8 protein-coding genes are annotated in these 6561 nt (G+C 41.9%); all 8 read left to right on the top strand.

From position 1 onward, the window contains the following. On the top strand, positions 1-1532 hold a 1532-nt coding region (locus tag NJ959_RS24065), incomplete at its 5' end, for an NAD(P)/FAD-dependent oxidoreductase (protein WP_254014284.1). A 277-nt stretch (positions 1533-1809) separates the two neighbouring features. After that, entirely contained in the window at positions 1810-2136 is a 327-nt protein-coding gene (locus tag NJ959_RS24060) for a type II toxin-antitoxin system RelE/ParE family toxin (RefSeq protein WP_254014283.1), read from the top strand. Between the two features lie 4 nt (positions 2137-2140). Next, positions 2141-2488, top strand: a complete 348-nt coding sequence (locus NJ959_RS24055) for a helix-turn-helix domain-containing transcriptional regulator (protein ID WP_254014282.1) — start codon at positions 2141-2143, stop codon at positions 2486-2488. Between the two features lie 135 nt (positions 2489-2623). Beyond that, positions 2624-2950: a type II toxin-antitoxin system RelE/ParE family toxin gene (locus NJ959_RS24050; RefSeq protein WP_254014281.1), complete on the top strand. Its 327-nt coding sequence runs from the start codon at positions 2624-2626 to the stop codon at positions 2948-2950. Positions 2951-2954: 4 nt separating this feature from the next. Continuing rightward, a complete protein-coding gene (locus NJ959_RS24045; RefSeq protein WP_254014280.1) occupies positions 2955-3293 on the top strand; it encodes a helix-turn-helix domain-containing transcriptional regulator in 339 nt (112 codons plus the stop codon). A 135-nt stretch (positions 3294-3428) separates the two neighbouring features. Beyond that, positions 3429-3773 (top strand): type II toxin-antitoxin system RelE/ParE family toxin, encoded by a 345-nt coding sequence (locus NJ959_RS24040; protein ID WP_254014279.1) that lies wholly within the window; start codon positions 3429-3431, stop codon positions 3771-3773. Then, positions 3760-4107, top strand: a complete 348-nt coding sequence (locus NJ959_RS24035; RefSeq protein WP_254014278.1) for a helix-turn-helix domain-containing transcriptional regulator — start codon at positions 3760-3762, stop codon at positions 4105-4107. Before NJ959_RS24040 ends, NJ959_RS24035 begins: the two co-directional genes overlap by 14 nt. 42 nt (positions 4108-4149) lie before the next feature. Continuing rightward, on the top strand, positions 4150-6561 hold a 2412-nt coding region (locus NJ959_RS24030), incomplete at its 3' end, for an NACHT domain-containing protein (protein WP_254014277.1).

Here is a 6561-nt window from a genome sequence, read left to right as displayed (position 1 = left end):
CCCCACTCCCCACTCCCCACTCCGATTACGATTTAATCTATATTGGTGGCGCATTGGGAGTAATCCATGCCGCAGTTATGGCGCAGCGAGGTTATCGGGTGTTGCTGGTGGAAAGGCTACCTTTTGGGCGGATGAATCGGGAATGGAATATTTCTCGTGCTGAATTCCAAAGCCTGATAGATTTGGGTTTATTTAACCGGGCTGAGTTTGAAAATATTATTGCCAGGGAATATGTCGATGGCTTCAATAAATTCTTTGATAGCAATAACCCGCCACACCTGAAAGCCGCCATCTTACATACGCCCACTGTACTTAACATTGCTATCGATTCTGAGAAATTGTTACAAACCTGTGGCGACAAGCTGAAACAAGCTGGGGGTGAAATCTGGGATGAGACAGAATTTATCCGGGCTGATATTACATCAGAGGCTGCGATTGCTAGTTTACAACATCTCCCCACCAAATCCCCTCGCCAAGCCAGGGGGCGTGTTTTAGTGGATGCGATGGGCACTGCTTCTCCCATTGCGTGGCAGTTAAACGGTACGAGCGCTTTTAATAGTGTATGCCCAACTGTGGGGGCTGCGATCGCAAAAGGATTTGAGCCGGGAGTCTGGGATTCCCAGTATGGCGATGTACTCAATAGCCACGGTGATATCTCGCGCGGCAGACAGTTGATTTGGGAGTTATTCCCTGGGGCGGGTGATGAACTTACTTTCTATTTGTTTCACTATCATCAGGTGAATCCTGAGAATCCTGGCTCATTATTAGAAATGTATGAAGACTTCTTTACAATTCTCCCAGAATACCGCCGCTGCGATATGGAGAAACTGGTGTGGAAGAAAGCCACATTTGGGTATATTCCAGGGCATTTTAGCATAGGGAGTCGCGATCGCACTGTTGCCTTTGATAGACTAGTTGCCATTGGTGATGCCGCTTCCCTCCAATCTCCCCTAATTTTCACAGGATTTGGTTCCCTGGTGCGGAATCTCTATCGTTTAACGGACTTATTAGATACTGCATTGCGACATAATCTGTTAAGTGCCGAAGATTTAAACCAAATCCGTGCCTATCAAAGTAATATTTCCGTCACCTGGCTATTTTCTAAAGGAATGATGGTACCAACTGGTGCTTATTTACCACCTGAGCGGATTAATTCTATGCTCAATACTTTCTTTGGGTTATTAGCAGATGAACCAGCAGAAGTAGCAGATGATTTTATCAAAGATCGTTTTAGCTGGTTAACCTTTAATCGACTAGCACTAAAAGCAGCCAAAAGAAATCCGATTCTCTTACTTTGGATTTGGGAAATGGCAGGCGGGAAAGAAATGTTACGTTGGCTGGGGAGTTATTTTAGTTTTACCTTACAAGCTTTAGTCAGTTGGTTGATTGGCGGTTGGTTTCCCAATTTTGTCCGTCAGATACAACCTTGGGTAGAAAAACGTTATCCCAAACTTTGGTTACAGTTATTAGCTCAAAGTTATGCCGTTACTGCTGGGATGGGGAATCCTGAAAAGGTTGATTTAAGTAAATAGTAATGAGTTAATAATTCAGGCAATTCAAAAGGAAAATTAATACGCAAAAACCATATCTGTAGGGTGCGTTATGCTTTGCTAACGCACCATCCCTACTAAACCTCAACGCAATGCTATTGCAATGGCTTCTCTACGAGAGACTACGCCAACGCTCGCCTTCAGCATCGCGCCCTTCGAGAGCTATGGTTTAGCCTAGCGCGTGCAACAAGCAGATTGTACTTTTTTTAGAGGCTGTCTTGGCAATATAAAATGAAAGGCGATCGCTTACAATAAAATTATGACAGTACAACCCAGGGAAATTCAGCGTTATACTACGCCTGAAGGAAAAATTCCTTTTGATGAGTGGTTTTATGCCCTACGGGATAGCCAAATCAAGACCAAAATCAATAAGAGGATAAACCGAGTTAGGCTTGGTAATTTGGGAGATTATCGTTCAGTAGGAGAAGGAGTGTGTGAATTAAGAATAAACTATGCTTCCGGCTACCGCATCTATTTTGGACAGATTGGCTCAACAATTGTGTTGTTGCTGTGTGGTGGTGATAAAAGCACACAAGAACAAGATATTCGCCGAGCAAGAGAATACTGGATAGATTATAGGAGTTAAAAAAATGCCTAAAAGTTTACCTTATCATGACTTTCTAATTTTACAACTCAAAGACCCAAGTTATGCTGCCGTTTATCTAGAAACTCATTTTGAATTAGATGAAGGCGAATCTCCAGATCCTGAACTTCTCCGATTAGCACTGAGTCATGTTGCCGAAGCCCTTGGTTCCCCGGATAAAGCAAAAATATACCAAAAAAAACTCGATGAATTACTATCTCAGCGTGGGAGTGATGTTATTTACAATTTGGGCACTTGGTTACAGCTTTTAGGATTAAAATTAACTGTGGCTGTGGGTGATGATACTCAAGAAATCGTTGAAAATTCCCCTGCTAACTCGGAAGTACTGGTTTAGAAAAAATTAATCTACTGAGACAGTTTTTCTCTATGTAGTCAGTGGTGCGTATTTTTAGAGGGATTGCACTTCGCTTATATAATCAGATCCTTACCTGGCAATATAAAATGAAAGGCAATCGCTTACAATAAAATTATGACAGTACAACCCAGGGAAATTCAGCGTTATACTACGCCTGAAGGAAAAATTCCTTTTGATGAGTGGTTTTATGCCCTACGGGATAGAAAAGCCAAAAGTAAAATAACTGCTCGGCTTGAACGAGTTAATCTGGGTAATCTGGGGGATTATCGCTCAGTCGGAGAAGGAGTGTTTGAATTGAGGATTGACTATGTACCTGGTTATCGGCTCTACTTTGGACAAGTAGGAACAAAAATAGTACTTCTCCTCTGTGGTGGAGATAAAAGCAGTCAAGCTCAAGATATTTCTAGAGCAGTAGAATACTGGACAGACTATAGGAAATAAAACAATGCCTAAAAGTTTACCTTATCATGATTTTCTGATTTTACAACTCAAAGATCCAAGTTATGCTGCTCTCTATATCGAGTCTATTTTGGAAGAAAAAGATCCGGAACCCGAACTTCTCCGATTGGCACTGAGTCATGTGGCAGAAGCCCTTGGTTCCCCGGAGCAAGCAAAAATATACCAAGAAAAACTCGATGAATTACTATCTCAGCGCGGGAGTGATGTCATTTACAATTTGGGCACTTGGTTACAGGTTTTAGGATTAAAATTAACTGTAGCTGTGGCTGATGATACTCAAGAAATCGTTGAAAATTCCCCTGCTAACTCGGAAGTACTGGTTTAGAAAAAATTAATCTACTGAGACAGTTTTTCTCTATGTAGTCAGTAGTGCATATTTTTAGAGCAATCGCACTTCCCTTATACAATCAGATACTTACCTGAAAAGAGAAAATGAACTGCGATCGCATAAAATAACATTATGGTCGTACAACCTAGGAATATTAGGCGTTACATTACGAGAGATGGTAGAATTCCTTTTGCTGAGTGGTTAGATGGACTCCGGGATGGCAAAGCCAAAACTATTATCGATAAAAGACTTGATAGAGTTAGTAACGGCAATTTAGGGGATTATCGTTCAGTTGGGGAAGGAGTATGGGAATTAAAAATAGATTATGCTTCTGGTTACCGCATCTATTTTGGACAAATCGGCTCGATAATTGTACTACTCCTGTGTGGAGGTGACAAAAGTACTCAAGAGCGAGATATTCGCAGAGCGATAGAATACTGGACAGATTATAGGAGAAGAGAAAATGCCAACCAGTGATAGTTACCATGATTATCTGATTGCACGTCTTAAAGATTCAAATTATGCGGCTCTTTATCTAGAAACTCATTTTGAATTAGATGAAGGTGAATCTCCAGATTCTCAACTCCTCAAATTAGCACTAAGTCATGTTGCTGAAGCCCTTGGTTCCCCGGATAAAGCCAAAATATACCAAGAGAAACTCGATGAATTACTATCTCAGAGTGGGAGTGATGTTATTTATAGTTTGGGCACTTGGTTACAGCTTTTAGGATTAAAATTAACTGTGGCTGTGGCTGATGATACTCAAGAAATCGTTGATAATTCCCCTGCTACCTCGGAAGTACTGGTTTAGAAATATTTTATCTCCTGATATATCTCTACAAGGACTAGCAACATGATTATAATCGATGACATCATTAGCGCCATTATTAGCGTACCACTTGCTGAAGTCAAGAGTAAAATAGAGCGAAATGAAAGAGTTATTAAATTTCTTAAAGATTTTCAAATAGATCCGGATCATCCCCGTTCTGATTTTAGTGTAGTTTACGCTTATGCGTTGGTTGAGTATGGTGTTGGTAAACCTAAACCTATCCTGGAACTTTTACGGCAAGAGGAGATTAAACAAGCTTTTCGGAAAGCCTTTGAGGGGAATAATCCAGGTATTCTGTTAAATGAAAGTGAAGCATTTTTAGAACAATATCCTTTAGCCGATAAAATTCGCCAATTAGGAATTAATCCCCGTCGCGAGTTAGCCGAATTTGCGGCAATTTTTATTGAAGTGACCAAGAGATCCCTTACACCTGCTGAAGTTCTGACTAATCAGAAAATAGACTCTTTACATAAACGATTGACAAGGCTACAAGAAGAATTAGCCAAAATACCCACATTAGAGGGAATTAGGACAGAAATAGCCCAGTTAGTTGGGGAAAACTTCTTGGCACTTCCAGGGGCTGAATCCTCTGGAGAAAAGCAATGTAAAGCGTTTCAATTAGCCCAACAGATGAGAGGTTGGTTTGAGGCATTGGGCTATCAATTTGAAACCTATCAAGTATGGGCTGAAGCATATTTTGAATGGATTATTACTATTCCAGCTAGGCGGGGATATGACCGGATTTTAGTCCGTGGGATGGCTGGTGAAGTGGGATTACAGGATGTGGCAACTTTACGGCAATTGGTGGAGGAGAAACGGACTGATGAAGGCTGGTTAGTTACCAATCGTCGCATCAGTCGGGCGGCGCGGGATGAGGTGGAGAAGCGGGAAAATAAGGAACTTTTTTGCTATACTTTTGATGAATTACTGGATCAAAATGCTGATTTTAGTGATTATCTTGATGAGTTAGAGGCGGATGTAAAACGCCGAGGTATCGATAAAAAATATATCCCTATAGCTTGTACAAAAGAAGAAATAGATCCTGGGAGTAAGCGCCGGATTGGTGTTAGTCGCTACGATGAGCGAGATGGGTGGATTGATGGGTATATTGACCTATGGTTAGCAGATCCTGTGAAAGAACATATCTCAATTTTGGGAGAGTTTGGGACGGGGAAAACTTGGTTTGCTTTACACTATGCTTGGACGGCATTGCAACAGTATCGGGATGCTAAGAAACGTGGGGTGCAACGTCCGCGCTTGCCGTTAGTAATTCCACTGCGAGACTATGCTAAGGCGGTGAGTGTGGAGTCTTTATTTTCGGAGTTTTTCTTCAGAAAACATGAGATTCCTTTACCAGGATATTCAGCTTTTGAAGAGTTAAATCGGATGGGTAAACTCCTCCTGATTTTTGATGGCTTTGATGAGATGGCAGCGCGGGTAAATCGTCAGGAGATGATTAATAATTTCTGGGAATTGGCTAAGGTAGTGGTTCCCGGTGCGAAGGTAATTTTAACTTGTCGCACGGAACATTTTCCGGAGGCGAAGGAAGGGCGGGCTTTATTGAATGCGGAGTTACAGGCTTCTACGGCTAAATTAACTGGGGAAACGCCGCAGTTTGAAGTGTTGGAATTGGATAAGTTTAACGATGAACAAATCCGGCAGGTGTTATCTTTCCAAGCGGAAGCTGCGACGGTTGAGAAAGTACTAAATAATCCTCAATTGTTGGATTTAGCCCGTCGCCCAGTGATGACTGATTTAATTTTAGAAGCATTACCAGATATTGAGGCGGGTAAACCTGTGGATATGTCGCGGGTTTATTTGTATGCGGTGTGGCGAAAGATAGCAAGGGATATTAAAGCGGAACGAACTTTTACTTCTTTGGCAGATAAGTTATATTTCTTATGCGAGTTAGCTTGGGAAATGGTATCGAGCAATCGCATGAGTTTAAATTATCGCTTATTTCCGGATCGCATTCGTAGTTTATTTGGTGCAATGGTGCGAGAGGAGAAGGATTTAGATCATTGGCATTTTGATATGATGGGGCAGACGATGTTGATTCGTAATGCGGATGGGGATTATACTCCAGCGCATCGTTCATTATTGGAGTTTTTTGTAGCTTATAAATTTGCGGCAGAAGTGGGGGCGTTGGCTGATGATTTTCTGGAGTTGGCGCGGGGACAATCTTATCTAGATGAGAGTGCTTTACCTCAGAATTATACTTGGTTGTCTTATTTTTCGCGTCAGATGGATGGGGCGGGGAAAGTTGTCCCGATTGCGCCTTTGTTGGGATTTTCTCGGATATCGATGGCGCAGTTGCGGGATGGTTTTGGATATGCGCCTTTGACTAAGGCGGTGATGGATTTGATTGTGCCGATGTTGGTAACGGATGGGGTAACGGATGTAACGGATGGGGCAACGGATGGGGTAACGGATGTA

Origin of the sequence: Limnofasciculus baicalensis BBK-W-15 (assembly GCF_024178385.1) — a bacterium.
GTDB lineage: Bacteria > Cyanobacteriota > Cyanobacteriia > Cyanobacteriales > Coleofasciculaceae > Limnofasciculus > Limnofasciculus baicalensis.
The sequence above is the reverse complement of the archived record's forward strand: the minus strand, read 5'-3'. Positions and strand labels throughout refer to the sequence as shown.